The 26,786-nt window shown below is 74.8% G+C and carries 23 protein-coding genes; 15 read left to right on the top strand and 8 right to left on the bottom strand.

Annotation, left to right across the window (positions count from 1 at the left end):
• Window positions 1–9: 9 nt before the first annotated feature.
• Window positions 10–2,922, bottom strand: coding sequence for an AAA family ATPase (locus CNX65_RS03650; RefSeq protein ID WP_096491500.1), 2,913 nt, complete (start codon window positions 2,920–2,922; stop codon window positions 10–12).
• Window positions 2,919–4,067, bottom strand: a complete 1,149-nt coding sequence (locus tag CNX65_RS03645; RefSeq protein ID WP_096497592.1) for an exonuclease SbcCD subunit D — start codon at window positions 4,065–4,067, stop codon at window positions 2,919–2,921. Before CNX65_RS03645 ends, CNX65_RS03650 begins: the two co-directional genes overlap by 4 nt.
• A 102-nt stretch (window positions 4,068–4,169) precedes the next feature.
• Here CNX65_RS03645 and CNX65_RS03640 point away from each other — a divergent pair, with 102 nt between their 5' ends.
• Both CNX65_RS03640 and CNX65_RS03635 read left to right on the top strand, forming a co-directional pair.
• Entirely contained in the window at window positions 4,170–5,111 is a 942-nt protein-coding gene (locus tag CNX65_RS03640; RefSeq protein WP_096491499.1) for a DNA recombination protein RmuC, read from the top strand.
• Window positions 5,112–5,212: 101 nt separating this feature from the next.
• Window positions 5,213–5,956 (top strand): DUF6542 domain-containing protein, encoded by a 744-nt coding sequence (locus tag CNX65_RS03635; RefSeq protein ID WP_096491498.1) that lies wholly within the window; start codon window positions 5,213–5,215, stop codon window positions 5,954–5,956.
• A gap of 379 nt (window positions 5,957–6,335) precedes the next feature.
• On the opposite strand, the gene CNX65_RS03630 is transcribed toward CNX65_RS03635, so the two are convergent.
• Window positions 6,336–7,280: a 4-hydroxy-3-methylbut-2-enyl diphosphate reductase gene (locus tag CNX65_RS03630; protein ID WP_012783354.1), complete on the bottom strand. Its 945-nt coding sequence runs from the start codon at window positions 7,278–7,280 to the stop codon at window positions 6,336–6,338.
• Window positions 7,281–7,344: 64 nt separating this feature from the next.
• Here CNX65_RS03630 and CNX65_RS03625 point away from each other — a divergent pair, with 64 nt between their 5' ends.
• The 7 genes from CNX65_RS03625 to CNX65_RS03595 all read left to right on the top strand — a co-directional run bounded on the left by CNX65_RS03625 (window position 7,345) and on the right by CNX65_RS03595 (window position 12,458).
• Window positions 7,345–7,956, top strand: a complete 612-nt coding sequence (locus CNX65_RS03625; protein ID WP_096491497.1) for a lipid droplet-associated protein — start codon at window positions 7,345–7,347, stop codon at window positions 7,954–7,956.
• Window positions 7,953–9,221: an exodeoxyribonuclease VII large subunit gene (xseA, locus tag CNX65_RS03620; protein ID WP_096491496.1), complete on the top strand. Its 1,269-nt coding sequence runs from the start codon at window positions 7,953–7,955 to the stop codon at window positions 9,219–9,221. The genes CNX65_RS03625 and xseA overlap by 4 nt, the downstream gene beginning before the upstream one ends.
• Window positions 9,202–9,612 carry a sugar ABC transporter substrate-binding protein gene (locus CNX65_RS03615; RefSeq protein WP_096497591.1) on the top strand — a complete coding sequence of 137 codons (411 nt, stop codon included), beginning with the start codon at window positions 9,202–9,204 and terminating at the stop codon, window positions 9,610–9,612. The genes xseA and CNX65_RS03615 overlap by 20 nt, the downstream gene beginning before the upstream one ends.
• Entirely contained in the window at window positions 9,609–9,818 is a 210-nt protein-coding gene (locus CNX65_RS03610; RefSeq protein WP_096491495.1) for an exodeoxyribonuclease VII small subunit, read from the top strand. Before CNX65_RS03615 ends, CNX65_RS03610 begins: the two co-directional genes overlap by 4 nt.
• Before the next feature lie 48 nt (window positions 9,819–9,866).
• A complete protein-coding gene (gene glpX, locus CNX65_RS03605) occupies window positions 9,867–10,919 on the top strand; it encodes a class II fructose-bisphosphatase (protein ID WP_012783349.1) in 1,053 nt (350 codons plus the stop codon).
• Between the two features lie 174 nt (window positions 10,920–11,093).
• Entirely contained in the window at window positions 11,094–11,858 is a 765-nt protein-coding gene (locus CNX65_RS03600; RefSeq protein WP_096491494.1) for a S1 family peptidase, read from the top strand.
• Between the two features lie 165 nt (window positions 11,859–12,023).
• Complete coding sequence (locus CNX65_RS03595; protein ID WP_096491493.1) at window positions 12,024–12,458, top strand: L,D-transpeptidase; 435 nt, start codon at window positions 12,024–12,026, stop codon at window positions 12,456–12,458.
• 121 nt (window positions 12,459–12,579) lie between these two features.
• On the opposite strand, the gene CNX65_RS03590 is transcribed toward CNX65_RS03595, so the two are convergent.
• Window positions 12,580–13,551 carry an NAD(P)/FAD-dependent oxidoreductase gene (locus tag CNX65_RS03590; protein WP_096491492.1) on the bottom strand — a complete coding sequence of 324 codons (972 nt, stop codon included), beginning with the start codon at window positions 13,549–13,551 and terminating at the stop codon, window positions 12,580–12,582.
• Window positions 13,552–13,616: 65 nt separating this feature from the next.
• On the opposite strand from CNX65_RS03590, the gene CNX65_RS03585 reads away from it, so the two are divergent.
• From CNX65_RS03585 to CNX65_RS03575, 3 genes are all read left to right on the top strand, one after another.
• Window positions 13,617–15,011 carry a class II fumarate hydratase gene (locus CNX65_RS03585; RefSeq protein ID WP_096497590.1) on the top strand — a complete coding sequence of 465 codons (1,395 nt, stop codon included), beginning with the start codon at window positions 13,617–13,619 and terminating at the stop codon, window positions 15,009–15,011.
• 101 nt (window positions 15,012–15,112) lie between these two features.
• Window positions 15,113–16,732 (top strand): ATP-dependent DNA ligase, encoded by a 1,620-nt coding sequence (locus CNX65_RS03580; RefSeq protein WP_096491491.1) that lies wholly within the window; start codon window positions 15,113–15,115, stop codon window positions 16,730–16,732.
• 12 nt (window positions 16,733–16,744) lie between these two features.
• Window positions 16,745–18,178 (top strand): GuaB1 family IMP dehydrogenase-related protein, encoded by a 1,434-nt coding sequence (locus tag CNX65_RS03575; protein WP_096491490.1) that lies wholly within the window; start codon window positions 16,745–16,747, stop codon window positions 18,176–18,178.
• An 87-nt stretch (window positions 18,179–18,265) separates the two neighbouring features.
• Here CNX65_RS03575 and CNX65_RS03570 read toward each other — a convergent pair whose 3' ends face one another.
• Together CNX65_RS03570 and CNX65_RS03565 are read right to left on the bottom strand one after the other, a co-directional pair.
• A complete protein-coding gene (locus tag CNX65_RS03570) occupies window positions 18,266–19,516 on the bottom strand; it encodes a PhoH family protein (protein ID WP_218181503.1) in 1,251 nt (416 codons plus the stop codon).
• A 500-nt stretch (window positions 19,517–20,016) separates the two neighbouring features.
• Window positions 20,017–21,255 (bottom strand): DUF885 domain-containing protein, encoded by a 1,239-nt coding sequence (locus CNX65_RS03565; RefSeq protein ID WP_096491488.1) that lies wholly within the window; start codon window positions 21,253–21,255, stop codon window positions 20,017–20,019.
• 174 nt (window positions 21,256–21,429) lie between these two features.
• Here CNX65_RS03565 and CNX65_RS03560 point away from each other — a divergent pair, with 174 nt between their 5' ends.
• Window positions 21,430–21,756, top strand: a complete 327-nt coding sequence (locus tag CNX65_RS03560) for a hypothetical protein (RefSeq protein WP_096491487.1) — start codon at window positions 21,430–21,432, stop codon at window positions 21,754–21,756.
• A 219-nt stretch (window positions 21,757–21,975) separates the two neighbouring features.
• Here the strand turns inward: CNX65_RS03560 and CNX65_RS03555 are convergent, their stop codons facing one another.
• On the bottom strand, window positions 21,976–22,755 hold the full coding sequence (locus CNX65_RS03555; RefSeq protein WP_096491486.1) for an isoprenyl transferase: 780 nt from the start codon (window positions 22,753–22,755) through the stop codon (window positions 21,976–21,978).
• A 133-nt stretch (window positions 22,756–22,888) separates the two neighbouring features.
• On the opposite strand from CNX65_RS03555, the gene trhA reads away from it, so the two are divergent.
• Window positions 22,889–23,515 (top strand): PAQR family membrane homeostasis protein TrhA, encoded by a 627-nt coding sequence (gene trhA / locus CNX65_RS03550; RefSeq protein ID WP_096491485.1) that lies wholly within the window; start codon window positions 22,889–22,891, stop codon window positions 23,513–23,515.
• Between the two features lie 51 nt (window positions 23,516–23,566).
• Here trhA and CNX65_RS03545 read toward each other — a convergent pair whose 3' ends face one another.
• Window positions 23,567–25,540, bottom strand: a complete 1,974-nt coding sequence (locus tag CNX65_RS03545) for a thioredoxin domain-containing protein (RefSeq protein ID WP_096491484.1) — start codon at window positions 25,538–25,540, stop codon at window positions 23,567–23,569.
• 546 nt (window positions 25,541–26,086) lie between these two features.
• Between CNX65_RS03545 and CNX65_RS03540 the strand changes: the two genes are divergently transcribed.
• On the top strand, window positions 26,087–26,617 hold the full coding sequence (locus CNX65_RS03540) for a hypothetical protein (protein ID WP_096491483.1): 531 nt from the start codon (window positions 26,087–26,089) through the stop codon (window positions 26,615–26,617).
• Window positions 26,618–26,786 lie beyond the last annotated feature (169 nt).

Below are 26,786 nucleotides of genomic sequence, written 5' to 3'. Positions count from 1 at the left end.
CGCCCCCGCCTACGCCGTGGTCACCTCCAGGGTGGACCCGGCGCGCGCCTTCCTGACCCTCAGGCGGGTCGGGATGCGCTGCCGCAGCTCCTCCACGTGCGACACCAGCCCCACCACCCGGCCGCCCGCGCGCAGGTCGTCCAGGGTGTTCATGACCAGGTCGAGGGTGTCGGCGTCGAGCGTGCCGAACCCCTCGTCGACGAACAGCGTGTCCAGCACCGCGCCCTGCGACACCACGTCGGCCAGGCCCAGCGCGAGCGCCAGCGAGGCCAGGAACGACTCGCCGCCGCTGAGCGTCTTCGCGGGCCTGCGGTGGCCGGAGTAGTCGTCGAGCACGTCGAGCCCCAGCCCGCCCCTGGCGCCGCGCGGGCCCGCCTCGGTGGAGTGCACGAAGCGGTAGCGGCCCTGGCTCATCCGGTCCAGGCGCTCGCTCGCCGCGACCGCGACCTCCTCCAGCTTCGCGGCCAGCACGTACGTGCGCAGGGTCATGCTCTCGGTGTTCTGGCCCCGGCCGTTGATCACGTCGGTGAAGGCGTCCAGCTCGCGGTGCTCGGCCTCCACCGGTTCCAGCCGCGCCCACGCCGTCCGCAGCCGACCGGCCAGCTCCTCGGCGCGGGTCGCCCGGTCGGTCGCCGCGCTCGCCGCGGTGGCGGCCTCCTCGGCCTCCCGGCCCGCCGCGCGGAACCGCTGCTCGGCGCCGTCCACGTCCACCTCGGTGGACGGGTCGACGCCGGGGTGCTCGGCGAGCACCGCCTCGGCGGCGGCGCGGGCGTCGTCGACCACCCGGACCTGGCGGTCGAGCTCGGCGATCCGGCCGGGGGTGCGGACGGCGTCGCGCGCGTCGTCCGGGCTCGCGAACCCGGCCTCCGCGGCCTGCGCGGCCACCTCGTCCTCCAGCTGCGCCAGGCGCTCGGCCGCGCCCGCCACCTCGGCGCGCTCGCGGGCCAGCTCGTCCAGCGCGTCGGCGAGGGCGAGCAGGTGGGCGCGGCGGGCGGCCACGTCCGGGAAGCCCTCGCGCGCCTGCTCAAGGCGGGCCGCGCGCTCGGCGGTGGTCGCCGCCAGCTCGGACCGGCGCGCGTCCAGCCCGACCACCTCGCGCTCCAGCGCGGAGCGCTCCTCGGTCAACCGGGCGGCCCTGGTCTCCAGGGCGCGCAGGGCCGACTCGCGCTCGCCCGCCAGCGCGGCCAGCCCGGCCAGCCCGCGGTGCTCGGCGACCAGGTCGGCGGGCGCGCGGTCGCCGATCGCCGCGCGCAGGCCGTCCAGCGCGCTCGCGGCCCGGTGCGCGGCGCTCTCCGCCGCACGGCGGCGCTCCAGGGCGGCGGCCTCGGCGGCGCCCGCCCGGTCCTCGTCGGCGGCGGTCACCGCGACGCCGTCGAACGCGGCGGGCTCGGGGTGCTCCGCCGAGCCGCAGACCTGGCAGGGCCGCCCGTCCGCCAGCTCACCGGCGAGTTCGGCGGCCATGCCGTCCAGGCGGCGCTGCCGGACGGCCTGGCGCCCGTCCACCGCGGCCTGGTGGGCGTCGACGGCCGCGGAGCGGTCCGCCTCGGCTTCGGCGGCCCGGCGCTCGGCGTCGGGGAGGGCGGTCGCGGCCTCGGCGCGGCTGGTGGCCTCGGGCAGGGCCGCGCGGGCCAGCCTCGCCGCCTCCAGTGCCTCCTGCGCGGACCGCAGGCGCTCGGGGGCGCCGTCCAGCGCGCCCGCCAGCTCGGCCAGCCGGGTGGCGGCGCGCTCCCGCTCGACCGCCACCGCGTCGAGCGCGCGCAGCGCGGCCCGCTGCTGCCCCGCCTCCTCGGCCAACCGGGTCAGGCCGCCCGCCTCGTCGCGGAACCGCTGGGCGTCGGCACGCGGGTCACCGCCGAACGCGGCGGCGGGGCCGTCGGCCCCAGCTCCTCGGACCAGCGCCGCCACCGCTCCCCCGGCGGCCCGCTCGGCCGCCTCAGCGGCCCGCAGGGCGGCTCGCGCGCGGTCCCGGCCCTGGAGGGCCAGCGCGACCGGCACGGCCCGCCTGGCGGCGTCCCCCTCGGCGACCAGCTGCTTGCGCGCGGGCTCCGCCTCCGCGCAGCGCACCAGCTCGGCGTGCGCCCTGCGCACCCGCCCCACCCGCGCGCCCAGGTCGCGGGCCTCCTGCCAGGCGCGCTCGGCCTCCGCCCTGGTCGCGGCGGTCGTCCCGGCCAGCTCGCGCGCCGCCTCCGACGCCGCCGCCAGCCCGCCCAGCACCCCCTCCAGCCACTCCGGACCGCCCCCGCCCTCGGGCGGTTCCACCCGCGCGGCCTCGGCCACCCTGCTCACCAGCTGGGCGTTCCGGTCGCGCAGCTCCTGCAGCTCCCGCCCGCGCTCCAGCCGCCGCTCCCGGAACCACTTCTCCACCGCCAGGAACCGCTCGGTGCCGAACAGCTTCTCCAGCAGCTTCTCCCGCTCGACCGTGTCCGCCCGCAGGAACCGCGCGAACTCGCCCTGCGGCAGCAGCACCACCTGGAAGAACTGGTGCGCCGTCATCCCCAGCAGCGACTCGACCTCGCGCGCCACCTCGTCGATGCGGCTGTGCCCCTCGCCCTCCCAGCCGCTCACCCACGCCAGCGCCGCCTTCGCGTTCTGCCTGGTCGTGCCGCCGCCGCGCTTCTTGGGCCGGTCGTACTCCGGGCTGCGGGTGATCACCAGCCGCCGCTCCCGCACGGTCAGCTCCAGCGACACCACCGTCTCCACGTCCGGCGACGCGTAGTCGCAGCGCAGCCGCTTGACCTCGCCGCGCGCCCCCGGCACCTGCCCGAACAGGGCGAACGCCACCGCGTCCAGCAGCGTCGTCTTGCCCGCGCCGGTGTCCCCGTGCAGCAGGAACAGCCCGTCCGCGCCGAGCGCGTCGAAGTCGACCACCTCGCGACCGGGGTACGGCCCGAACGCCGACAGCTCCAACCGGTGCAGCCTCACGCGCCCTCCTCCCGCCCGGCCGCCGCGAACGCCTCGCGCAGCAGCGCCAGCTCACCCGGTGACGGCGGGCTGTTGCGCACGTCCTCCACGAAGCAGCACGTCACCTCCTCGTCGCCGCGCCCGCGCACCCGCTCCGCGAACCGCAGCTCCGCGCGCCTGCCGCCCTCCGGCTTCCACTCCACGTGCACGGCGTGCTGGAACCGGTCCTGCAACCGCCGCAGCGCGTCCAGCGGCCGGACCCGGTCGGTCAGCTCGACGGACAGGAAGCTGCCCTCCGCGGCGGCGTTCGCCGGGTCGGCCAGCAGCGCCCCCAGCTCCCCGCGCAACCGCCCCAGCGGGCGCGGCACCGGCAGCTCCCGGCGCTCCACCCCGGCCAGCCCGCCCGCGTCCAGCTCGACCAGCCACACCGACTTGGTGTGCCCGGCCTCCGAGAACGAGTAGGCCAGCGGGCTGCCCGAGTAGCGCAGGTGGTCCGCGAGCTCCTGCGCCCCGTGCAGGTGCCCGAGCGCCGCGTAGTCGATCCCGTCGAACACCGACCCGGACACCTCCTGCACCCCGCCGACCGCGATGGTGCGCTCCGAGTCGCACGGCGCCCCGCCGGTCACGAACGCGTGCGCGAGCACCACCGACCGGGTGCCCTCGGGCCGGGCGGCCAGGTCGGCGGACACCCGGCGCATCGCCTCGGTGAGCACCCCGGCGTGGCCGCGCGCGGACGGCACGCCCAGCACGTGCCTGGCCGTCTCCGGCTCCAGGAACGGGATGCCGTACAGCGCCACCGGCCCGTGCCCGTCGGCCAGCAGCACCGGGTCGGCCAGGTCGGCGACGCGGGTGCGCAGGTGCAGGCCGCCTGCCGCCGCGAACCCGCCGAACAGGCCGAGGCGCGCCGCCGAGTCGTGGTTGCCGGGCGTGACGACGACCCGCGCGCCCGCCGCCCGCAGCCGCTCCAGCACCCGCGAGCAGAGCGCGACCGCCTCGGCGTTGGGCACGGCCCGGTCGAACAGGTCGCCGGACACCACGACCACGTCCACCCGCTCGTCGACGACCAGGTCGGCCAGGCCGCCGAGCACGGCTTCCTGCTCGCGCAGCAGGTCGCGGCCGTGGAAGACGCGGCCCACGTGCCAGTCGGAGGTGTGCAGCAAGCGCATGGCGGCCACGCTAGGGGGTGATCACCGGCGGACCGGGTCGCCGCGCGTCCGGCGTGTCGCTCGATCAGGTGAGGGCAGGCCGGTGGGCCATGATTCAGCGCCGTGACGGCGGTCCTCAGCACGGCGGCGGTGGTGGTCGCGCTCCTGCTCGCGGGGGCGCTCGCGCTCCTGTGGCGGCTCTACCAGGACAGCGTGCGGCGCGCGGACGCCGCGCTGGACGAGGTGCGGCGGGAGCGGGAGCGCGGCGAGGTGCGGCAGCTCGCCCTCCAGCGGTACGAGGTGGCGTTCTCCTCCTCCAGCGGGCGCGGCGAGCTGGGCGAGCGGGTGCTGGTGGAGACCGCCCGCGCGCTCGGGCTGCGCGAGGGCGTGCACTTCGGGCTCCAGGTGGACGTGGCGGGCGGCGGCTCGGTGCGGCCGGACCTGGTGCTGGAGGTCGGCGGCGGGCGGCGGGTGCCGGTCGACGCGAAGATGTCCATGGCGCTCTGGGCGGAGGCCGTGGAGACCGACGACCCGCGCGAGCGCGCCGACGCTCTGCGGGTGCACGTGCGCACCATCCGGGCGCGGGCGGCGGAGCTGGCGGGCAAGGGCTACCAGCGGTGGGCCGACGCCATCTACGGCACGGTGATGTTCGTGCCCAACGACGGGGCGGTCGTCGCGGCGCTGGACACCGACCCCGAGCTGCTGCGCTGGCTGCTGGACCGCAGGGTGTTCCTGTGCGGCCCGACCGGGTTCGCGGTGATCGCGTCGGCGGCGGTGTTCGCGGCCTCCGACCGGGCGCTCGCCGACGACGTCGAGCGGGTGAAGGCGCAGGCGGGCCGGGCGCACCGGGCCGCCGAGGGCGCGGTGGAGGCGGTGAACCTGTCCGGCACGCACCTGCAGCGGTTCCTGTCCGCGCGCAGGCGCGAGCTGGACGCGCTGGAGGCCCTCCGGACCGCCGTGGCCCCGCTGTCGGCCGCGTCGGGGGCTCCCGCGCCGCCCGCCGAGGTCCGCGGGGCCGACGACCGGGAGGCGGTCGGTGCACCCTCGCGGGCCCGTGAGGCGTAACAGGAAGTGACGTCGGCGCGAGGCGCGGCGGGAGCCCGCGCGGCCCGGCGGGAGTCGGATACCGTATGCCGGATCGGTCCGGCCCGAACGTAGGAGTGAGCGTGACCGCCGCAACGCGTGACCGGCGCAGCGAGCCGGATGAGGACGACGAGTTCGAGGAAGTCCGCTGGAACGACCGCGCCATGTTCGGCAGCTTCCGCGGGCTGCAGTGGTGGGCCGCGGTGCTGATCGCGTTCGCCCTCGCGTTCGTCGGCGCCTTCATCGACGTGAACTCGTCGAAGACAGTGGGGCTGCTGTTCGGGGTGGTCTTCTTCGTGGGCTCGGTGGGCGCCGCGGTGTTCGTCGAGCGCAGGTCGATGTTCGGCCCGGTCGTGCAGCCGCCGCTGGTGGTGGCGGTCGTGGTGCCGCTGGTCGTGCTGGCCACCGGCGACTCGTCCAGCCAGGGCATGGCGCTGGCGCTGGACCTGGGCAAGCCGCTGGTGAACGCCTTCCCGGCGATGGCCCTGACCACGCTGTTCACCGTCGGCATCGGCATCGCGCGGGTGTTCCTGCAGCGCGACCCGAACCGGGTGACGCAGGACGAGCTGGACGCCGAGGAGGCACCGAGGCCGCCGAAGAAGCGCCCGAGGCCGGTGGAGGCGGAGGACGAGGTGGAGGCCGACGAGCGGCCGAAGCGCCCCCGCAAGCCCGCGCCCGCCGAGGACGGCGAGCGGCCGAGGCGACCCCGGCCGTCCGGCGCGTCGGGCGAGAAGAAGCCGGTGGGCGAGAAGAAGCCCGCGGGTGAGCGCCCGCGCAAGCCGGCGGGTGAGCGGCCCCGCAGGCCGCGTCCGCGTGACGAGGACTGAGCGCGACTGCGCGGGTCCTCGGAGGGCACGACGAGCGAGAGCAGGAGCGGGATTCGGGAGCCCCGGCGCTGGTGACGGCGCCGGGGCTCCCGGCGTTCTCGGGGCTTGTCCCGGCCCAGCGCGGTGCGGGGTTTGTCCCGGCCCCCGCGCGTTCCGGCCCAGCGCGGCCCAGGGCCCGCCCCGGCCCACCGCGGTCCAGGGCACGTACCGGCCCGCCGCGGTCCAGGGCACGTACCGGCCCGCCCCGGCCCCCGCGCGCCCCGGCCCGCACGTGCAAGAGCCGGGGCGGTCGCCCGCCCCGGCTCTGCACTCACGTCACCGCCTCGCGGCGCCCCAGCGCGGGCGCCCGACCGGGTGGTCCCGGCCGGTTCGCGGGTGTCTAGCGCACCGAGTCCTTGCGCAGCTCGCGCGGCAGCGAGAACGCGATCTTCTCGTTGGCCGTGGTGATCTCCTCCACGTCGCCGTAGCCGCGCTCGGCCAGGTGCTTGAGCAGGTCCATCACCAGGATGTCCGGCACCGAGGCCCCGCTGGTCACGCCGACCGTGCCGACGCCCTCCAGCCAGGCCTCGTCGACCTCCTCCGCGTAGTCGATCAGGTAGGAGGCCTTCGCGCCCGCCTGGAGCGCGACCTCGACCAGCCGCACCGAGTTGGACGAGTTCTTCGAGCCGACCACCAGCACCAGGTCGCACTCCGGCGCCATGGTCTTCACCGCGACCTGCCGGTTGGAGGTGGCGTAGCAGATGTCGTCCGACGGCGGTTCCTGCAGGTCGGGGAACCGCTCCTTGAGCTGGCGGACCCGCACCATGGTCTCGTCGACCGACAGCGTGGTCTGCGACAGCCAGATCACCTTGGACGGGTCGCGCACCTCGACCTTGGCGACGTCCTCGGCGGTGTCCACGAGCTGGATGTGGTCGGGCGCCTCACCGGCGGTGCCCTCGACCTCCTCGTGGCCCTCGTGGCCGATGAGCAGGATGTCGTAGTCCTCGCGCGCGAACCGCTGGGCCTCCTTGTGGACCTTGGTCACCAGGGGGCAGGTCGCGTCGATGGTGCGCAGGCTGCGGTCGGCGGCCTCCTCGTGCACCTTGGGCGAGACGCCGTGGGCGGAGAACACCACCAGCGCGCCCTCGGGCACCTCGTCGGTCTCGTTGACGAAGATCGCGCCGCGCTTCGACAGCGTCTCCACGACGTGCTTGTTGTGGACGATCTCCTTGCGGACGTACACCGGCGCGCCGTACTTCTCCAGCGCCTTCTCCACCGTGACGACTGCGCGGTCAACGCCCGCGCAGTACCCGCGCGGATTGGCCAGGAGCACTCGCTTGTCCATGTCGTCCAGGGTACGGGCGTGGCGAACCTAGGCACACGCCGCCCGACTGGGGCAATCTGGGTGCATGAAGCAACTCCCGCTGCCCGTCCGCCTCGCCGCGGGACTGGCCGTCACCGCGGTCGAGCAGGCCAGGAAGCTGCCCGGACAGCTCGCGGGGCTGCCGGTGACCGTCGTCAGCGAGGCCCTGCAGCTGTCGATGCGCGTGCAGCAGACGGTGACCGAACTCGCAATCAGGGGCGACGACGTGCTCGCCGGGCTCAAGACCGTCGAGCAGGAGCCCGAGTGGGCCGTGTTCGACGAGGACGAGACCGACGCCGCGCCGCCCACCGCACCGCCCGCCGCGCCCGCCGCCAAGACCCCCTCCGACCAGGAGCGGAAGTCCGCCGCCGAGGGCATCGCGAAGGTCGCCGCGGCCACCGGCGCCGCCGACCCGGCCGACTCCGACGACGACTCGGCCGACCCGTGGGCCCGCGAGGAGCGGGCGCTGGCCGCCGAGTCGCCGACCGCGCTGCCCGAGTACGACTCGATGAGCCTGCCGCAGCTTCGGGCCAAGCTGCGGTCGCTGTCCGAGTCCGACCTCGAGGAGCTGCTCGCGCACGAGCGGGCGCACGAGTCGCGCCCCGAGTTCACCGGGATGCTGGCCCGCCGCCTGGCCAACCTGCGCGCCGAGTCGTGACGGAGCCGAAGGACCGGGCCCAGCCGCCGCGCTCCTCGCCGGAGGAGCCGTGGCCGGTGCGCACGGTCGCCTACAAGATCGCCGACTGGATCGGCAGGCTCGGCGACGTGTGGGTCGAGGGCCAGGTCACCCAGCTGAGCGCCCGCCCCGGCACGAAGGTGGCGTTCCTGACGCTGCGCGACCCGTCGGCCGACCTGTCGATGTCGCTGACCGCCCCGGTGGGCCTGGTCCGCGAGGGCCAGCTCACCGAGGGCAGCCGGGTCGTCGTGCACGGCAAGCCCAACTACTACGCGGCGCGCGGCACGATCAGCCTGCGCGTGGACGAGATCCGCGCGATCGGGATCGGCGAGCTGCTGGCCCGCATCGAGCGGCTGCGCAAGCTGCTGGCCGCCGAGGGCCTGTTCGACGCGCGCCGCAAGCGCAGGCCGCCGTTCCTACCGAACAGGATCGGCCTGGTGACCGGTCGGGCGTCGGCCGCCGAGCGGGACGTGCTGACGAACGCGCAGGCCAGGTGGCCAGCCGCCCGGTTCCGGGTGATCAACGTGGCGGTGCAGGGCCCGTCGGCGGTGCCCGAGGTGGTGCGCGCGCTGGGCGAGCTGGAGGCCGACCCCGAGGTCGACGTGATCGTGCTGGCGCGCGGCGGCGGCAGCGTCGAGGACCTGCTGCCGTTCTCCGACGAGGCGCTGTGCCGGGCGGTGTCGGCGCTGCGCACGCCGCTGCTGTCGGCGATCGGGCACGAGCCGGACACCCCGCTGGTCGACCACGTGGCCGACGTGCGCTGCTCGACGCCCACCGACGCGGGCAAGCGCGTGGTGCCGGACGTGGCCGAGGAGACCGAGCGGCTGCGGCAGGCCCGCGACCGGGCGAGGCGCGCGCTGCGCGGCTGGGTCGACCGGGAGCGCAAGCTGCTGGACGCGCTGCGCACCCGGCCCGCGCTGGCCGACCCGCACGGGCCGCTGGAGCGCAGGGCCGAGGAGGTGCAGCGGCTGCGGGACCGGGCGCTGCGCGCGGTCCGCAACCGGCTGGACGCGGAGGGCGCGGGACTCGCCGCGACCTCGGCGCGCTTGACGACCCTCGGTCCCGCCGCCACCCTGGCCAGGGGGTACGCCGTGGTGCAGCTGGTGTCGTCCGAGGGGACGGAGGGCGTGCTCCGATCGGTCGCCGACGCGCCCGAGGGCGCCCGCCTGCGGGTCAGGGTCGCGGACGGCGCCGTGCACGCGGTCGTCGAGGGAGGAGGCGGTGGTGGTGCCCAGTCCGGATCGTGAGCCGACGTTCCTGCCGCTGACGGTGGCCGCCACCGAGCAGGCCGCCCTGCGGGCGGGCGAGGACCCGGCCGCGCTGGCGCTGAGCAGGCGCGCCGAGGCGGCCGACAGCGCGGCGGCGGGCTGCTGGCTGGCGCTGGTCGCCGGGTGCGACTCGGGCAGGCAGGCCGTGCTCGACGCGGTGCGGGCGCTGACCGAGGAGGCGTCCGGGCGCGCGGGCGACCTGTGCGGGGCGGTGCCGCGCAGGCGGCTGGTGGAGGCCGAGCTGCGGGTGGACGAGGCGGTGCGGGAGGCTGACGGCGCCGAGTTCGCCGAGGCGCTGGCCGACTACGACCAGGCGGCGGCGACGGTGGTGGTGCACGTGAGCAACCGATTGGGGAACCTGTCCAGGTGAGTGAGCCGGGGTACGAGGCCGCGCGGGACGAGCTGGTCGAGGTCGTCCGCAAGCTGGAGGCCGGTGGTCTGTCGCTGGAGGACTCGCTCGCGCTGTGGGAGCGCGGCGAGGTGCTGGCGAAGACGTGTGAGCGGCATCTCGCGGGCGCCCGCGAGCGGATCGATCAAGCTCTCGCGGTGTCCGAGGAGGACGGTCGCGCGGGCTGACCACGTGCGAGGATCGGCTATCTGCCGGTCTACCGCACGAGGAGCAGCATGACGTCCAACAGCACGTCGGAGCGCCGGCGCGAGGCGCCGGACCGGAACCTGGCGCTGGAGCTGGTCAGGGTGACCGAGGCGGCGGCGATGGCGGCGGGCCGCTGGGTCGGCAGGGGTGACAAGAACGGCGGCGACGGCGCGGCCGTGGACGCCATGCGCAAGCTGATCGGCACGGTGTCGATGCGCGGGGTCGTCGTGATCGGCGAGGGCGAGAAGGACGAGGCGCCCATGCTGTTCAACGGCGAGGAGGTGGGCGACGGCAACGGCCCGGAGTGCGACGTGGCCGTCGACCCGATCGACGGCACGACGCTGATGGCCAAGGGGATGCCGAACGCGCTGGCGGTGCTGGCGGTGGCCGAGCGGGGCGCGATGTTCGACCCGTCGGCGGTGTTCTACATGGAGAAGCTGGCCACCGGGCCGGAGGCGGCGGACGCCATCGACATCACCGCGCCGATCTCGGAGAACGTGCGGCGGGTGGCGAGGGCCAAGGGCGTCGACGTGTCGGACGTGACGGTGTGCGTGCTGGACCGGCCCCGGCACGAGGACCTGGTGCTGAAGGTGCGCCGGTCCGGCGCGCGCATCCACTTCATCTCGGACGGGGACGTGGCGGGCGCGATCTCGGCGGCCCGCCCGGACACCGGCGTGGACCTGCTGGTGGGCATCGGCGGCACGCCGGAGGGCATCATCGCGGCGGCGGCGCTCAAGTGCATGGGCGGCGAGATCCAGGCGCGGCTGTGGCCGAAGGACGACGCGGAGCGCGGCCGGGCGCTGGACGCGGGCCACGACCTGGACCGGGTGCTGACCACGTCCGACCTGGTGCGCGGGGACAACGTGTTCTTCTGCGCGACGGGCGTCACGGACGGCGACCTGGTGCGCGGGGTGCGCTACCAGGCCGGTGGCTGCACGACCCAGTCGATCGTGATGCGGTCGAAGTCGGGCACGGTGCGGATGATCGACGGGTTCCACCGGCTGACGAAGCTGCGCGAGTACGCGTCGGTGGACTTCGACCTGCCGCCGTCGGGCGAGGAGCCGCTGCCCCCGCTGCCGTAGCGGGGCGAGGCGCGCCGGGGGTGACACCGGCGGGTGACCGGGGTCACCCCCTGGAGCTGTCAACGGTCAAGGCGCGGCTACCGTCCGTCCGTAGGTAGTCGCGCCCGGTGCCCAGTCCTTACGTTTCCGACCTGGCCGCCCGCACCCCTGCGCGGGCGGCGGGGAGGAAGAGCGATGAGGATTCGCACCCTGTTCACGGCGCTCGCCGTCGCGGTCGGCACCGCGCTGGCGACGGTCGGCGGCGCCCAGGCCGCGCCCACCGAGCCGGACCTGACCCCGGCCATCGTGGGCGGCGGCAACGCCACCCAGACGTACTCGTTCATGGTGTCCCTGCAGAGCAGCTCGGGCAGCCACTTCTGCGGCGGCTCGCTGATCAAGGCCAACTGGGTGGTGACGGCCAAGCACTGCGTGCAGGGCACGTCCGCGAGCTCGATCCGCGCGCGGGTCGGCACCACCAACCGCACCAGCGGCGGCACCGTCGCCACCGGCGCGCAGGTCGTGACGCACCCGAGCTACGACCTGGCGCTGGTGCGCCTGGCCACCTCGGTGACCCAGGCCCCGATCACCGTCGCCTCCACCTCGGGCGCGACCGGCACCGCCACCCGCATCATCGGCTGGGGCCAGACCTGCGCCCCGGCGGGCGGCTGCGGCGCGCCGACCACCCTGCAGGAGCTGAACACCTCGATCGTGTCGGACGGCAGCTGCTCGGGCATCTACGGCGCGTACGAGATCTGCACGAACAACCCCGGCGGCAACAAGGGCGCCTGCTACGGCGACTCGGGCGGCCCGCAGATCAAGTCCGTGGGCGGCGCCTGGCAGCTGATCGGCGCGACCAGCCGCGCGGGCAACAACAACTCCACCTGCGCGACCGGCCCGTCGATCTACGTGGACGTCCCGGCGTTCCGGACCTGGATCAGCGGGTACGCGGGGACGGTCTGACCGTTCCCGGACCTCACCCCCGCGGGTGGCTGAGTGACGCCCGCAGGGAGCAGTGACGATTACTTCCAGTGGCCCATTCCCGCAGGTCGGGGGTGGGCCACTGGTCTTTTCAGGGGTTGGTCGCGGATTCCAGGGGGTAATCGGAGCGCGAGGGGTGATTTCGAGATGAAGAAGAGGATCCTCGGCACCGCACTGGCCGCGACCGCTCTGACGCTCGGTCTCGCGGCTCCGGCCTCGGCGGCGTCCGGGACGCCGTGCGGCGGCGTCCAGAACGGGGCGTGCGTCCAGCTGTCGACCAACCAGGCCTGGTTGGTCTACGACGGCGGCGCGAGCTACGGCCCCGTGCCGATCACCACCGGGAGGCCGGGCTACGAGACGCCCGTCGGCACCTTCCCGGTGCTGCGCAAGGTGAAGGACGACTGGAGCGTCCCCTACAACGCGCCGATGCCCAACTCGGTGTACTTCACCGCTGACGGCATCGCCTTCCACGAGGGCAGCCTGACCGACCAGTCGCACGGGTGCGTGCACCTGGGGCCCGACGCGTCGGTGGTGTTCTTCGACAACCTGTTCCCCGGTGAGCAGGTGCAGGTGGTGCCCTGACCGGGGCCGCCTGTCCGGATGCGGGCGGGGCCGGGGGACGACCCGAGGGTGTCGGGTCGTCCCCCGGCCCCGCCCGGCGTTCCTGGGGTTCTTACCTGGCGGGTCCTTACCTGGCGGGTCCTTACTTGGCGTCGCTGGAGTGGCCGGGGAACAGGTGCGCGTCCGGGTCGAGCGCGACCGCGATGTTGTTGACCGCCGTGGCCGCCTCGCCGAACCCGGTCGCGATCAGCTTGACCTTGCCGGGGTAGGTGGCGACGTCCCCGGCCGCGTAGACCCCGTCGAGCGCGGTGCGCATGGTCTGGTCGACCACGACCGCCCGGTGGTCCAGCTCCAGCCCCCACGACTCGATCGGCCCCAGGTCCGCGGTGAAGCCCAGCGCCGCCACCACGGTCTGCGCGGGCAGCACCTCGCTGCCGGAGTCCTTGACGTCGACCTCGACCTCGGCGACCCGCCCGTCCCCGCCGATCCGGGTGACCTGCGCGTCCGTGATGATCCGCACGCCCAGGTCGCGGACCTGCCGCACGGTCGGCGGGTGCGCGCGGAACGTGGCGCGGCGGTGCACGACGGTGACGCTGCCCGCGATCGGTGCGAGCGCGAGCGCCCAGTCGAACGCCGAGTCGCCGCCGCCGACGACCACGACGTCCTGCCCGACGTGCGCGTCCAGCGCGGGCACGAAGTGCACCAGCCCCCGCCCGAGCCAGCCCTCCCCCGCGACGAGCGGCCTCGGCTTGAACTCGCCGATGCCCGCCGTGAGCAGCACCGCGCCCGCGCGCACGGTGGCCCCGTCGGCCAGCCCCACGTGCAGCTTCCCGTCGACCGGGGCGAGCGTGCGGGCCTGGCGGCCCAGCAGGTAGGTCGGGTTCCACTGCCCGGCCTGGGTGACCAGCGCGTCGACCAGGTCCCGGCCGCGCACGGCGGGGAAGCCCGCGACGTCGAGGATCATCTTCTCCGGGTACATGGCGGTGATCTGCCCGCCCGGTTCGGGCAGCGCGTCCACCACGGCGGTGGCCAGGTCGCGGAACCCGGCGTAGTAGGCCGCGAAGAGTCCGGTGGGTCCCGCTCCGACGACCAGCAGATCGACATCGAGGTCCATTCCCCCGACCCTAGGTGTCCTCGACCACCGTGCCCATCCCCCGCTGCGGGGCCAGACTCGGTGGCATGGATGGTCAGGAGTACCGCGTCGAGCACGACACGATGGGTGAGGTCCGGGTGCCCGCGCACGCGCTGTGGCGGGCGCAGACGCAGCGGGCGGTGGAGAACTTCCCGATCTCGGGGCGCGGCCTGGAGCGCTCGCAGATCCGGGCGCTCGGGCTGCTGAAGGCGGCTGCCGCGCGGGTCAACGGGCGGTTGGGCGTGCTGGAGCCCGAGGTCGCGGAGGCGATCGCGGCGGCGGCGGACGAGGTCGCGGCGGGCGAGCACGACGGGCACTTCCCGGTGGACGTGTTCCAGACCGGGTCGGGCACGTCGTCGAACATGAACGCGAACGAGGTGATCGCGACCCTGGCGTCGCGCGCGCTCGGCCGCGAGGTTCACCCGAACGACCACGTCAACGCCTCCCAGTCGTCCAACGACACCTTCCCCACGACGCTTCGGGTAGCCGCGACGGAGGCGGTCGCGAACGACGTGCTCCCGGCGCTGGAGCACCTGCGGGACGCGCTGGGCGCGCGGGCGGCGGACTGGGCCGGGATCGTCAAGTCCGGGCGCACGCACCTGATGGACGCGGTGCCCGTGCTGCTCGGCGACGAGGCGCGGGCGTGGGCGACCCAGGTGGCCAACGGGGTGGCGCGGTTGCGGGACAGCCTGCCCAGGCTGGCGCAGCTGCCGATCGGCGGCACGGCGGTGGGCAGCGGGCTGAACGCGCCGGAGGGCTTCGGCGCGGCGGTCTCCGAGGAGCTGGCGCGGGTGACCGGGCTGCCGCTGACCGAGGCGGAGGACCACTTCGAGGCGCAGGCCACCCAGGACGGGGTGGTGGAGGTGTCCGGGCAGCTGCGGGCCACCGCGGTGGGCATCTACAAGATCGCGAACGACCTGCGCTGGATGGGCTCGGGCCCGCGCGCGGGGCTGGGCGAGCTGGCGCTGCCGGACCTGCAGCCGGGGTCGTCGATCATGCCGGGCAAGGTCAACCCGGTGATCCCGGAGGCCACGATGATGGCGGTGGCGCAGGTGATCGGCAACGACGCGGCGGTGGCGTTCGCCGGGACCCAGGGCAACTTCCAGCTCAACGTGATGCTGCCGGTGATCGCGCGGAACGTGCTGGAGTCGGCGCGCCTGCTGGCGGCGGTGGCGCGGCTGCTCGCGGACAAGGTGGTCAGGGGCGTCGAGCCGGACGCGGACCGGATGCGCGAGTACGCCGAGTCCTCGCCGTCGATCGTGACGCCGCTGAACAAGCACCTCGGCTACGAGGAGGCGGCGTCGATCGCGAAGCAGTCGCTGGCCGAGCGCAAGACGATCCGGCAGGTGGTGCTGGAGCGCGGGCACGTGCCGGGCAAGCTCAGCGAGGAGCAGCTGGACGCGGCGCTGGACGTGGTGCGGATGGCGCGCAACGACCGCTGAGCCCCTCGGCGGGCGGGTCGGCGGGGGACGGGTGCGGCGGCCCCGTCCCCCGGTCGCGTCCGTGATCGGCGGGGGCCGGTGATCCGGGGCACGATCAGCCCGTGCTGTTCTCACGGGTGGTCGAGGTGTCCGCCGAGGTGGGGTCGACCCGCTCCCGGCTGGCGAAGGTGTCGGCGCTGGCCGGGCTGCTGCGCGGGGTCGAGGACACCGGGGCCGCCGGGGACGCTGAAGCTGTGGTGTCGTTCCTGGTGGGCGTGCCCCGGCAGGGCCGGATCGGCGCCGGGTTCCGCACCGCGCGGCAGCTGGCGGCCCCGCCCGCCGACGAGGCGTCGCTGCGGGTGTCCGACGTGGACGGGGCGCTGGGCGAGTTCGCCGCCGAGTCTGGGAAGGGCAGCGCCGCGCGCCGGGCCGCGCTGCTGGCGGCCCTGTTCGCCGGGGCGACGGCCGAGGAGCAGGACTTCCTCAAGCGGCTGCTGACCGGCGAGCTGCGGCAGGGCGCGCTGGAGGGCGTGATGCTGGACGCCGTGGCGCGGGCTGCCGGGGTGCCCGGCGAGGCGGTGCGGCGGGCGTTCATGCTGTCCGGCGAGCTGCCCGCGACCGCGGCGGCGGCGCTGCGCGACGGGGTGGACGGGCTGGCCCGGTTCCGGCTGGAGGTGGGCCGCCCGGTGCGGCCGATGCTGGCCTCGCCCGCCGAGTCGCTGGAGGACGCGCTGGCCGGGTCGGGCCCGGTCGTGGTGGAGCACAAGCTGGACGGGGCGCGCATCCAGGTGCACCGGGACGGCGACGGGGTGCGGGTGTTCACCCGGACCCTGCGCGAGATCACCGGGACCGTGCCGGAGCTGGTCGAGCTGGTGCGCGGGCTGCCCTGCCGGTCGGTGGTGCTGGACGGGGAGACGCTGGCGCTGCGCGACGACGGCAAGCCGAGGCCGTTCCAGGAGACGATGAGCCGGTTCGGCGCGCAGGACGAGCGGGAGCTGCTGCTCAGCCCGTTCTTCTTCGACTGCCTGCACCTGGACGGCGACGACCTGCTGGACCGGCCGCTGCGCGAGCGGCTCGCGGCGCTGCGGTCGGCGGCCGGGCGGCACGTGGTGCCGGGGGTCGCCGACGCGACGCCGGAGAGCGCCGCCGGGGTGCTGCGGGACGCGCTGGACGGCGGGCACGAGGGCGTGGTGGTCAAGGACCTCGACGCGCCCTACGCGGCCGGGCGGCGCGGCAAGGCGTGGCGGAAGGTCAAGCCCGTGCACACGCTCGACCTGGTGGTGCTCGCGGTCGAGTGGGGCAGCGGGCGGCGCGAGGGGTTGCTGTCCAACCTGCACCTCGGGGCGCGCGACGCGGACGGCGGGCCGCCGGTCATGGTCGGCAAGACGTTCAAGGGGCTCACGGACGAGCTGCTGGCGTGGCAGACGCAGGCGCTGCTCGCGATCGCCGAGGAGCGCGGCGAGTGGGTGGTGCGGGTGCGGCCGGAGCTGGTGGTGGAGATCGAGCTGGACGGCGCGCAGGTCAGCCACCGCTACCCCGGCGGGGTGGCGCTGCGGTTCGCGCGGGTGGTGCGGTACCGGCCGGACAAGACCGCCGCCGAGGCCGACACCCTCGACGCGGTCCGGGCGATGCTGCCCGAGCGCGCGGCGCCGGGTGGTGCGGCGGGCGCCACCCCCCTTGACCCCCGAGAGCCCACCGCCGCGGGCCCCCGATCGCAGGACACCGCCGGTGACCACGGGTAGTGTCACCTCAACGTGCGATTCATCGAAGGGCACCAGCCCGCCAACGACCTGACCTACGACGACGTCTTCCTGGTCCCCGGCCGCTCCGCCGTGGACTCCCGGTTCGGGGTCGACCTCTCCACCTCCGACGGCACGGGCGCCACGATCCCCGTGGTCGTGGCCAACATGACCGCCGTCGCGGGCCGCCGCATGGCGGAGACGATGGCCAGGCGCGGCGGCCTGGTCGTGCTGCCCCAGGACGTGGCCCCCGAGGCGGTGGCCGAGATCGTGTCCTGGGTCAAGGAGCGGCACCCGGTGTGGGACACGCCGCTGGTGCTGTCCCCGAACGACTCGGTCGCGGACGCGTTCAACCTGCTGCACAAGCGCGCCCACGGCACCGTCGTGGTGGTCGGACCGGACGGGCGCCCGGTGGGCACCGTGGACGAGCACGCGCTGGGCGGCGTCGACCGGTTCACCCGGCTGAGCGAGGTGGCCGACCACGACGTGCTCGTGCTGCCGCTGGACACCGCGCCGCGCGAGGTGTTCGAGCGGCTGGGCGCTCACCGGGCCGCGCTGGGCGTGGACGGCGACGGCAGGCTCAAGGGCATCATGACCGGCCTGGGCGCGCTGCGCGCCGAGGTGTACCAGCCCGCGCTGGACGCGAGCGGCAGGCTCAGGGTGACCGCCGCCGTCGGCGTGAACGGCGACGTGGCGGCGAAGGCCGAGGCGCTGCTGGCGTCCGGGGTGGACGCGCTGGTCGTGGACACCGCGCACGGGCACCAGGAGAAGATGCTGACCGCGCTGAAGGCGGTCCGGGCGCTGTCGCCGGGCGTGCCGGTGGTGGCGGGCAACGTGGTGACCGCCGAGGGCGTGCGCGACCTGGTCGAGGCAGGCGCGGACGTGATCAAGGTCGGGGTCGGCCCCGGCGCGATGTGCACCACCCGCATGATGACCGGCGTGGGCCGCCCGCAGTTCTCGGCGGTGGCCGAGTGCGCCGCGCAGGCCCGCGAGCTGGGCAAGCACGTGTGGGCGGACGGCGGCGTGCGGCACCCGCGCGACGTGGCCCTCGCGCTGGCGGCGGGCGCGGCCAGCGTCATGGTCGGCTCGTGGTTCGCGGGCACCTACGAGTCGCCCGGCGACCTGCAGCGGGACGAGGCGGGCAGGCTCTACAAGGAGTCGTTCGGCATGGCGTCGAAGCGGGCCGTGAGCGCGCGGACCCGCACGGACAGCGCGTTCGACCGGGCCCGCAAGGGGCTGTTCGAGGAGGGCATCTCGTCCTCCCGGATGCGCCTGGACCCGACCAGGCCGGGCGTCGAGGACCTGCTGGACTCGATCACCTCGGGCGTGCGGTCGGCGTGCACCTACGCGGGCGCGACGACCCTGGAGGAGTTCCACGCGCGCGCCGTGCTGGGCGTGCAGTCGGCGGCGGGCTTCGCCGAGGGCAGGCCGCTCCCCTCGGGCTGGTGACCGCTCGCCACCACCGGTCGCAGGCCGGGACCGGGGCCTCCCGCGCGGCGCGGGAGGCCCCGGTCGGGCCCGGCGGTCGGCCCCCGGTCAGGACGAGTAGTCCTCCAGCATCTCGGTGACCAGCGCGGCGATCGGCGAGCGCTCCGAGCGGGTCAGCGTGACGTGCGCGAACAGCGGGTGGCCCTTGAGCTTCTCGATCACGGCCGCGACGCCGTCGTGCCGCCCGACGCGCAGGTTGTCGCGCTGCGCGACGTCGTGGGTGAGCACCACCCGCGAGTTGGCCCCGAGCCGGGACAGCACGGTCAGCAGGACGTTCCGCTCCAGCGACTGCGCCTCGTCGACGATGACGAATGAGTCGTGCAGGGACCGTCCCCGGATGTGGGTCAGCGGCAGGACCTCCAGCATCCCCCGGTCCATGACCTCTTCCAGGACGTCCTGGCTGACCAGCGCGCCGAGGGTGTCGAACACCGCCTGCGCCCAGGGCTGCATCTTCTCGGTCTCGGAGCCGGGCAGGTAGCCGAGCTCCTGGCCGCCGACCGCGTACAGCGGCCGGAACACGACGATCTTGCGGTGCTGGTTGCGCTCCATGACCGCTTCCAGTCCCGCGCACAGCGCGAGCGCCGACTTGCCGGTGCCCGCCCGGCCGCCCAGCGAGACGATGCCGACCTCGTTGTCCAGCAGCAGGTCGAGCGCGACGCGCTGCTCCGCGGACCGGCCGTGCAGCCCGAACGCCTCGCGGTCGCCGCGCACCAGCCGGACCTGCTTGTCGGCGGTGACCCGGCCCAGCGCGCTGGAGCTGCCCGCGAGCAGCCGCAGGCCGCTGTGGCAGGGCAGCTCGGCCAGCTCCGCGAGGTCGTGCTCGGCCGGGTCGACCGAGCCGTCCCGGTAGAGGGCGTCCACGAGGGACTGGTCGACGTCCACGTCGGACATGCCGGTGAACCCGGAGAGCGTGACGTCGTGCGCCCGGTACTCCTCGGCCGCCAGGCCCACCGCGCCCGCCTTGACGCGCAGCGGCATGTCCTTGGTGACCAGGGTGACCTCGGCGCCCTCGGCGGCGAGGTTGAGCGCGCAGGCGAGGATGCGCGCGTCGTTGGAGTCGGTGCGGAAACCGGCGGGCAGCACCTCCGGGTCGGTGTGGTTCAGCTCGACGCGCAGCGTCCCGCCGTGGCCCCCCACGGCGATCGGGGCGTCGAGCCTGCCGTGGCGCAGGCGCTCCTCGTCGAGCAGCCGCAGCGCCTCCCTGGCGAACCACCCCAGCTCCGGGTGGTGCCGCTTGCCCTCCAGCTCGCTGATCACGACCAGCGGGAGGACGACCTCGTGCTCGGCGAACCGGGTCATCGCCGCCGGGTCGGACAGCAGGACCGAGGTGTCGAGGACGTAGGTGTGCTGGGCGGGCGCCTTGCGGCGCCGGGACGCGCTGCGCGTTGAGCCTGAGGAACGGCTCGCGGGTCGTCGTGCGTTCACGGCAACTCCTCACGAACGCGGCACCCGCGTCCGCTCCTCGCTGGGCCAGGCACTGTCCCGAGTGGATGAGCCCCGTCCGGCTAGCGGACAGCGCCCCCACGAGGGCCGGGTGCCGGCCCCCTCGCGCAAACCGCCACGTTTGGGACCTCCCCTGCACGGAGCGCAGTGGACGCGCCCCGCAAGTTCGGAAGCTACCTGTGGAACCCACGTTTCGGGGCGGCCGAACGGGTGCGAGATGGAAGCTTCACCTGCGCGCAAACCCTGGGAAAGATGGTGCGGTCGGGGGCTTACGCTCCCCCGGACAGCGTCATCGGGGCGCAACATTGCGTGATAGCCGCAGTTCTACGGCTTGACACCGGTCCGAGTGAGGGGGTTTACGCAGAGTTGCGGGGTAGCCAGGGCACCCCCGCGGCCAGCTCGGCCTCCAGGCTGCGCGGCACGAGCGGTTCGTCCAGCAGCCGCCGGAAGCGCTCGACCAGCGGGCCGCCGGGCGGGCGCAGGTCCAGCCAGGTCCCCACCAGCCGGACGCCCTCGACGTAGGTCGTGGTGTAGGCCCGCCACAGCGGGTCGGACAGGAACCGCACGAGCTGGCGGGCCCGCTCGTGCGGCACGAGCAGCCAGCGGCGCAGGAAGTCGACCACGTCGTCGGGGTCGGCCCGCTGGTCGTGCAGCATCAGCGCGGCGTCCTGGCGCACGGTCAGCAGCCCGGACAGCGCCGACTCGACCCGCTCGACGTGCCCGCCGTCGAACCGCAGCCCGACGTCCCCCAGCACCTCCTCGGCCCAGCGCCCCCAGCCGGGGCCGACCGCCAGGTGCAGGCCCAGCTCGGCCGCGCCCTCGGACACCAGGCAGCGGGGGCTGTTGACCAGGAACAGCGAGTGCTCGACGTGGCCGAGGCCGTCGACGAGGGCGGCGGTGCGGCGGCAGTGCTCGGTGTGGTGGCCGGGGTAGGCCTCGTGGGCGATCAGGTGCGGCAGGGTGCCGTAGCGGTGCCCCATGTCGGCGTTGACCGACACCCGCGACCGGTTGCCGCCCAGGTAGTGGGTGAAGCCGCTCCACGGCCGGTCGGTGACCACCTCGTGCTCGACGCCCTCGTCCGGCGGCAGCGCGAAGTCGGGGGCGACCCGCGCGCGCAGGGCGTCGGACAGGGCGGTGACGGCGTCGGCGAGGCGGTGCCGGGGGACGGTGTCGGCGTCGCGGTGCTCGGCCAGGCGCAGCCGCAGCGGGCCGTCGCCGGGCAGCAGCTCGTCCAGGGCGGCGTGCGCGGCCCGGTAGGCGTCGGTGGAGCCGGGGTGGACGCGGACCTGGAAGTAGGCCCGCACCTCCTCCACGAAGGAGGTGCGGGCGCCGTCGAGGGAGCGGGCGGACTGCTCGGCCGCGGTGAGCTGGGCGTCCAGGAAGGCGACGCGCTCGGGCGCGAGGTCCGAGCTGGGCAGCTCGGCGCGCAGCCCGGCGGCCTGCGCGGCCAGGTCGGCCGGGACAGGGGTCGGCTCGTCCGCCACGGCCCGGCGCAGCCCCTGGTCGCCGGTGTAGGCGTCCACGAGTCCGGGGACGAGCCGGTCGAGCCGGAGCCCGAGGGCGAGGTAGCCGCGCACCAGGCGGTTGCCGTCCATGAGCAGGGGAGCTTACGAGCGGCGGGGAGGTTCCACCACGGTCACGCGCACGGGCGAACCGGCCTGGGGGAGGGCGTCACACGAAGGTGTCAGTGGTCAGGGGCGCCCTCCGCCCGCCGGTAGCTTCCGGCGCGATCGAAACCGCAGGTACACCCGCACTCCCGAGGAGTTCCCGTGCTGAAGAAGGCCGCTGCCCTGCTGGCCGCCGCGACCGGTCTCACCATGATCGGCTCGCCCGCGTTCGCCGACCCGCTGGTGACGGTGCTGAGCGGCGCCACCACCGACGTCAACGCCGACGCCGACGCGGCCGTGGGCGCCGACACGAAGGTCGCGGGCGGCCTGTGCGGCACCAGCGTGAACCTGGTCCAGGTCCCGCTGCCCCTGGCCGACGCCCCGTCGTCGAACAACTGCAACACCGGTGACGGCGGCGCGACCGGCGAGTCGCCGCTCGACGGCGTGACCGACGTGCTGGGCGGGCTGACCGGCATCCTGCCCGGCTGAGCGCCGGAAGCGCTCAGCCGACCCCGGAAGCCCGCCGAGGCCGCGCGGTCCCGCCCACGCGCTTCCGGGCCGCCGACAGCGGCGACCTCGGGCCCGGTGCTCCCACCGGGTTCCGGGGCCGTCCCGGTCCACCCCGGATAGCCGCACCCCGGCGCGGTCCCGGCCACTCCCCGGACCGCTCCCCCGCTCCGGCACCACGAACCTCCGGGCTTCGGGGGTTCAGGAGCCGAAGCGGCGGTGCCGGATCGCGTAGTCGCGCAGGGCGCGCAGGAAGTCGGTCCTGCGGAACTCGGGCCAGTAGGCCTCGCAGAACCAGAACTCGGAGTGCGCCGACTGCCACAGCATGAACCCGGACAGCCGCTGCTCGCCCGAGGTGCGGATGAGCAGGTCCGGGTCGGGCTGGCCGGAGGTGTAGAGGTGCTCGGCGATGTGGTCCACGTCCAGGACCTCGGCCAGCTCCTCGATCGTCCCGCCGGACTCGGCGTGCTTCTGCAGCAGCTTGCGCACCGCGTCGGCGATCTCCTGGCGCCCGCCGTAGCCGACCGCCACGTTGACCTGGAGCCCCGTGCGGCCCCTGGTGCGCAGCGAGGCCGCGGACAGGCGGGCCGCGGTCTCGGTGGGCAGCATGTCGAGCGCGCCGACGTGGCGCACCTGCCAGGGGTTGTTGGGCTCGGCCAGCTTGTCGACGATGTCGGCGATGATGCCGAGCAGCGGTTCGAGCTCCTTGGTGGGCCTGGTGAGGTTGTCCGTGGACAGCAGCCACAGGGTGACCACCTCGACCTCGGCGTCCCGGCACCAGTTCAGCAGCTCCAGGATCTTGCGCGCACCCGCGAGGTGGCCGTGGGCGACGTCGTCGAAGCCCGCTTCCTTGGCCCACCTGCGGTTGCCGTCGAGCACCACGCCGACGTGGCGTGGTCGTTGTCTTCCGTCCAACCAGCGGGTGAGGCGGTACTCGTAGCCCTTGAGGAGGACGTTCTTGACGCGTTCGCGGAGACCCACGCTGGAAGAGCGTACGCCGGGTGGCTTCGGTCACGCGCCCGTGTGCTGACCGGTAAACCTACGCTCCCGTAACCTCACTCAGGTGACCGCGTCTACCGTTCCCCCGCAGCCCTCTCCGGCGCTGCGCCCCCGGATGCGGGGCTGGCTGCACCTCTGGTCGTTCGTGGTGTCGGTGGCCATGGCGGCGACACTGGTCGCCCTGGCGGCGACAACCGTGTCGGCGAAAGCGGCTTACTCCACAGCCGTGTACGGAATCACGCTGATGGGCCTGTTCGGCGTCAGCGCCCTCTACCACCGGGTGAACTGGAAGAGCGTCAAGGCCCGGACGTGGATGAAGCGCATGGACCACTCGATGATCTTCGTGTTCATCGCGGGCTCCTACACCCCGTTCGCGCTGACCGCGATGCCCCCGTCCACGGGCTACACCGTGCTGTGGGTCGTGTGGCTGGGCGCGCTGGGCGGCGTGGCGCTGAAGATGCTGTGGCCCAACTCGCCCAGGTGGCTGGGCGTTCCCATCTACATCGCCCTCGGCTGGGTGGCCGTGTTCACCCTGCCGGACATGCTGTCCCACGCGGGCGTGGGCGTGGTGGCCCTGATCATCGCGGGCGGCCTGATGTACACGATCGGGGCAGTCTTCTACGCGACCCGCTGGCCGAACTTCTGGCCGGACGTGTTCGGCTACCACGAGTTCTTCCACGCGATGACGGTGCTCGCGGCGAGCTGCCACTGCGTGGCGATCTGGTTGTCGATCTACTCGTAGCCGAGGGCGCTCGGGGCCTGGGCGCGTGGCGCCAGGCCCCGAGCGCGGTCGCTAGCGCGACGTCAGCGCCGCCGTCAGGTCCTCCACCGTCGTCACCGGCCGGTCGCACACGAAGCCGCGGCACACGTACGCCGCGGGCTCCCCGCCCACCAGCGGCCGGTCCGCCAGGAGCGGCGCCGTGTCCGGCTCGCCGGAGACCACCACGCCGCCGCCGTGCACGCCCGACCAGGCCGCCGCCAGCAGGCTCGGCGAGCCGCCCACCAGGGCCACCTGCACCGGCCCCATCGCCAGCGCCTCCGCGACGCTCAGCCAGTGCCCGGCGAACCTCGGCTCCCGCGCCGCCAGCAGCCCCGCGCGCGCCACCGCCCGCTCGGCAGCCTCCCGGTACTCCCCCGCCCTCGGCGCGCCCAGCGCCGACGCGGTCAGCAGCGCCCCCGCCAGCGACGACGCCCCGGACGGGCTCGCGTTGTCGGCCGGGTCGGCCGGGCGGTGGACCAGGGTCTCCGCGTCGTCGGCCGTGTCGTACCAGACGCCCGGCTCGTCGCCCGCGAAGCGCGCCAGCGCCACGTCCAGCACGTCGCACGCCGCCGTCAGCCACCGCGCGGTCCCGGTCACCTGGTGCAGCGCGAGCAGCCCGTCAGCGAGGCAGCCGTGGTCCTCCAGCACGCCCGCCGCGCCACCGGCCCGCCCGTCGCGGGAGGTGCGCAGCAGCCTGCCGTCGACCACGTGCAGGTCCAGCAGCAGCCCCGCGGCGCGCTCCGCCGCCTCCACCCACGCCCGCACGCCCAGCACGGCCCCCGCCTCGGCCAGCGCCGCGATCGCCAGACCGTTCCACGAGGTCACCACCTTGTCGTCCCGGCCGGGCTGCTCGCGCTCGGCGCGCGCCGCCAGCAGCGCCGCCTTCAGCGCCGGGTCGGACTCGCCCAGCAGCCGCAGCGTGGACGTGCCGTGCTCGAACGTGCCCTCCTCGGTCACCCCGTACAGCGCCGCGGCCCGCGCCCCGTCCTCCTCGCCGAGCACCTCGACCAGCTGCTCGGGCGTCCACGCGTACGTCGCGCCCTCCACGCCGCCGGTGTCCGCGTCGAGCGACGCGGCGAACCCGCCCTCCGGGGTGAGCAGGTCGCGCAGCAGGAACCCCGCGGTGTCCTCCACGACCTCGCGGTAGCGCGGCTCGTCCGGCACGAGCCTGGCCAGGTGGGTGTACGCGCGCAGCAGCAGCGCGTTGTCGTAGAGCATCTTCTCGAAGTGCGGCACCACCCAGGACGCGTCGACGCTGTACCGCGCGAACCCGCCGCCGAGCTGGTCGTAGATCCCGCCGGACGCCATCGCGTCGCAGGTCAGCCGGGCCATGGACAGCGCCTGCACGGACCCGGTGCGCTCGTGGTCGCGCAGCAGGAACTCCAGCGCCATCGACGGCGGGAACTTCGGCGCGCCGCCGAACCCGCCGTTGCCCCGGTCCAGGTGCCCGAGCAGCGACACGACCGCCCCGTCGAGCACGTCCGCGTCCACCGCCGCCTCGGGCAGCGGGGTGTGGGCGAGCTGGGCGACGATGCCCGCCGCCGACGCCCGCACCTCGTCGCCCTGCTCGCGCCAGGCGTGCTCGATGGCCTCCAGGACCTGCCGGAACGACGGCATCCCCGGACGCGGGGTCGGCGGGTAGTAGGTGCCCGCGTAGAACGGCTCGCCGTCCGGGGTGAGGAAGCAGGTCATGGGCCAGCCGCCGTGGCCGCTGAGCGCCTGGGTGACGGACATGTAGACCGCGTCCACGTCGGGCCGCTCCTCGCGGTCGACCTTGACGCTGACGAAGTGCGCGTTCAGGTACTCGGCGGTCTCCGCGTCCTCGAACGACTCGTGCGCCATGACGTGGCACCAGTGGCAGGCGGCGTACCCGACCGACAGCAGCACCGGCACGTCCCGCTCGCGCGCCTCGGCGAACGCCTCCGGGCTCCACTCCCACCAGTGCACCGGGTTGTCGGCGTGCTGGAGCAGGTACGGGCTGGTCGCGGACGCGAGCCGGTTCGTCATGCGACCAACCCTAGCGCCGGAGCGCGAAGAAGGTCCGGCGCCCGCTCGCCCGGTTTGCCGCCACCCGCCCTGGGCAATCCGCGCAATTCAATTGAAGGGGGGTTCGCAAGGGCCATTCCGAGCATTTCTCACAGCCATCCTGACCTGCGGAAACATTCACCGCACCGCAATCTGCGCGACCTTGACCGAGGAGTTGATCTACTGCTAGGGTGGGGCATTCCCAATAGACCACGCCCAGAGCCTGAGCCCGGCCCGCGAATTGCCTCGGAGTGGACCCGGAATAGCGCCGGGAAGAAGAAGGTGCCGCCCCCCGCTGGGAGCGGCACCTTCGGTGTCCCTCGACCGCGGCGGTGTGGCCGCTCGGATGAGGAGAGCCAGGGACCGGTCAGCGGTTTCCACCACCAACGTACCCCGCCCGAAGGAGCAGCGGCAATTTCCCGAGACCCCCTCATCGACCTGTTCAGCGGCCCGAGGACGGCCCCCTACCTCGCCCGCTGCGGCGGGGACGTCGGGCTCGCGACCCGGCTGTACCGGTGGAACGGGCAGGTGGCGTCGGCGTTCCAGGAGACCGGCGGCCACCTGGAGGTGGCGCTGCGCAACGGCGTGGCGCGGGAGCTGGAGCGGCGGCACCGGCGGCTCGGGCGGCCGGGGGCGTGGTGGGACGACCCGGCGCGCGAGCTGAACGCCGCCGCGCACCAGGCGATCGGGAAGGCGCGGACCGACCTGCGCAAGTGGGGCAAGCCGGTGACCGGGGACTACCTGGTGACCGCGCTCGGGTTCGGGTTCTGGCGCTACCTGCTGACCACCCGGTACACGAGCACGCTGTGGCCGAGCGCGCGCCGGGCGTTCCCGCACCTGCCGGGCAAGGACCGCAAGCTGGTCGAGCGCCAGGTCGGGAACCTGCACCGGCTGCGCAACCGCACCTCGCACGGCGAGCCGGTGTGGCGCCTGCCGCTGCACGCGCTGCGCGAGGACCTGTACGACGTGATGGGCTACCTGAGCCGGGAGCTGGTGGAGTTCGCCCAGGACGGCTGCCGGATCGACGGGCTGCTGGACGACTGCCCCGTCGAGCGGTGAACAGGAGCTCGACGAGACCACAAGGCCGCTGGGGGAACCGCGATCCCGACCACGTGCTCCCGGAACGCCGAAGGCGGCGGCCGGCAGCCGGGCAGGCGAACGGGCTGCCGCCCCCGGTCGTCCACGGGTCCGGCCCGCGCGCCGGTGGAGCGCGACGGGGCGGGGTCGG

Source organism: Actinosynnema pretiosum (genome assembly GCF_002354875.1).
Lineage (GTDB): Bacteria > Actinomycetota > Actinomycetes > Mycobacteriales > Pseudonocardiaceae > Actinosynnema > Actinosynnema auranticum.
This window is presented reverse-complemented; position numbering and strand designations above follow the sequence as displayed.